Origin of the sequence: uncultured Mycobacterium sp., from assembly GCF_964249325.1 — a bacterium.
Taxonomy (GTDB): domain Bacteria; phylum Actinomycetota; class Actinomycetes; order Mycobacteriales; family Mycobacteriaceae; genus Mycobacterium.
This window is the reverse complement of the sequence record NZ_CAXUCH010000261.1, coordinates 3,745-5,801: the sequence shown is the minus strand read 5'-3', so window position 1 is coordinate 5,801 and position 2,057 is coordinate 3,745. Positions and strand designations below refer to the sequence as shown.

Sequence of the window (2,057 nt, the reverse complement as noted above, 5' to 3'; positions counted from 1 at the left end):
GCGCGACACCGCCCACGGCGTCGAGGTGATCGGCTACTGGGGTGAAGCCGTCACCAGCCCCGCCCAAGCCCGCGCCCTCATCGAGGGCACCGGCGCCCACGGGCTGGCCGGCGATCTGTTCGTCGACGGCGCGCTCGGCTCGCACACCGCGTGGCTGCACGAGCCCTACCGCGACGCCCCGGACTGCACGGGGCTGTGCTATCTGGACCCCGATGCGATCACCGCTCATGTCCGGGCCTGCACCGAGGCGGGTGTGACGGCCGGTTTTCATGTCATCGGCGACGCTGCTGTCTCGGCGGCGGTGGGCGCCTTGGGACGGGTCGTCGACGATCTCGGGGTCACGGCCGTCGCCCGCTGCGGGCACCGCTTGGAGCACCTGGAGATGGTGACCGCCGAGCAGGCGGCCAAGTTGGGCGCATGGGGAGTGGTCGCCAGCATGCAGCCCAACTTCGATGCGCTGTGGGGCGGTGACGACGGGTTGTATGCCCGTCGCCTCGGGGCCGACCGAGGCACCCGGCTCAACCAGTTTGCGCTGTTAGCATCGCAAGGCGTGCCTCTCGCGTTCGGCTCCGACGCTCCGGTGACGGGCTTGGATCCCTGGGCCACAGTGCGCGCGGCCACCGCTCACCGCACTCCGGGCAGCGCGGTGTCGACGCGGGCCGCATTTGCTGCCGTCACCCGCGGTGGCTGGCGTGCTTGCGGTCTCCGGGACGGGGTAACGGGCACGCTGGTCCCCGGCGCGCCTGCCTCCTACGTCGTGTGGGAGGTCGGCGAACTCGAGCTGACCGCTCCCGACGATGCGGTCCAGCGCTGGTCGACGGACCCGCGCTCAAGGACACCCGCACTGCCACGGCTTGGTCCGACCGATTCTTTGCCGCGTTGTCGGCAAACGGTTCACCGGGGTGCGGTCATCTATGGCTAGGACGCCCAAGTGGCTGCCTCGCGGGGGGCGGTTCAACGACGCCACCGACATCATCCCGGCGGTCGGCGACGACGACACCGGCGCCCAACCCGCCGCAAACGACGTCGGCGCCGACCTTGCGTCCGACCAAGCCTCGGACGCTCCGCACGAGACTGCGGTCGATGGCGATGCCGCCGGCTGGCCAGAAGCATCGGACCAGGGCCGGCGGGCAGAACCGCAACAGCGACTGGCTGACCTCTATGCCGCGCTTCTTGGTTGGCTGCGCACCGTGCTGCTGCCGCGCTTGGTCAAGGCCCTGGCGCCTTGGTTGCTGCGGCTAGCGACGACGATCACCGCGGCTTTACTGCTGTGCGCCAGTTTCGCCAGCCTCAACTGGTGGTGGGCCGCCATCGTCGCGTTCGCGCTGCTGGCCTGGGTGCTCACCCGTCCGGCCACCACACTGCTCGGCGGCCTGGGATACGGCTATCTGTTCGGGCTGGTGTTCTATCTGTCGTTGCTGCCCTGGATCGCCAAGCTCGTCGGCGCGATGCCGTTGGCGGCGCTGGTCATCGTCTGCGCGCTGTTTCCTGCCCTTTTCGGGTTGCTGGCGGTAGTGGTACGGGGACTGCCCGGTTGGCCGATCTGGTTCACGCTGTTGTGGGCGGCGCAGGAGTGGGCCAAATGCACGATGCCGTTCGGTGGATTTCCGTGGGGCGTCGTGGCTGCCGGCCAGACGGAGGGACCGTTTCTGCCGCTGGTCCGCCTTGGCGGGGTGTCCGTGTTGTCGACGGCTATCGTGCTGATCGGTTGCAGCCTGACCGCGATCACGCTGGAGATCGTCGCGTGGTGGCAACACAGCCGCGCCGGGACCCGTGCCACCGGCTCCGCCGACACCGCGGAAGCGCCTCCGGCGGTGGTGCTGCCGGGGATCTGCATCTGCCTGGTGCTATTGGCCAGCATCATCGTGTGGCCACCGGTCAGGCGTTCGGGGGCCGGAGCCGGTAACGACGCGACCGTCACCGTGGCCGCGGTGCAGGGCAACGTCCCGCGACTCGGACTCGACTTCAACACGCAACGGCTGGCGGTGCTGCACAACCACGTCCGGGAGACCATCCGGCTCGCCGACGACGTCCATGCCGGTCGGGCGCCCCAACCG

The 2,057-nt window shown here is 69.8% G+C and carries 1 protein-coding gene and 1 pseudogene (1 of these 2 running past the window's edge); both read left to right on the top strand.

The features are described 5' to 3' along the window. Positions 1–922, top strand: a 922-nt coding sequence (locus tag ACFE99_RS21980) for an amidohydrolase family protein (RefSeq protein ID WP_375488541.1), incomplete at its 5' end; no start/stop codon positions are given. Beyond that, positions 915–2,057, top strand: a pseudogene (gene lnt / locus ACFE99_RS21975) (apolipoprotein N-acyltransferase); it runs 1,746 nt beyond the window's last position. The gene ACFE99_RS21980 and the pseudogene lnt, both read left to right, overlap by 8 nt.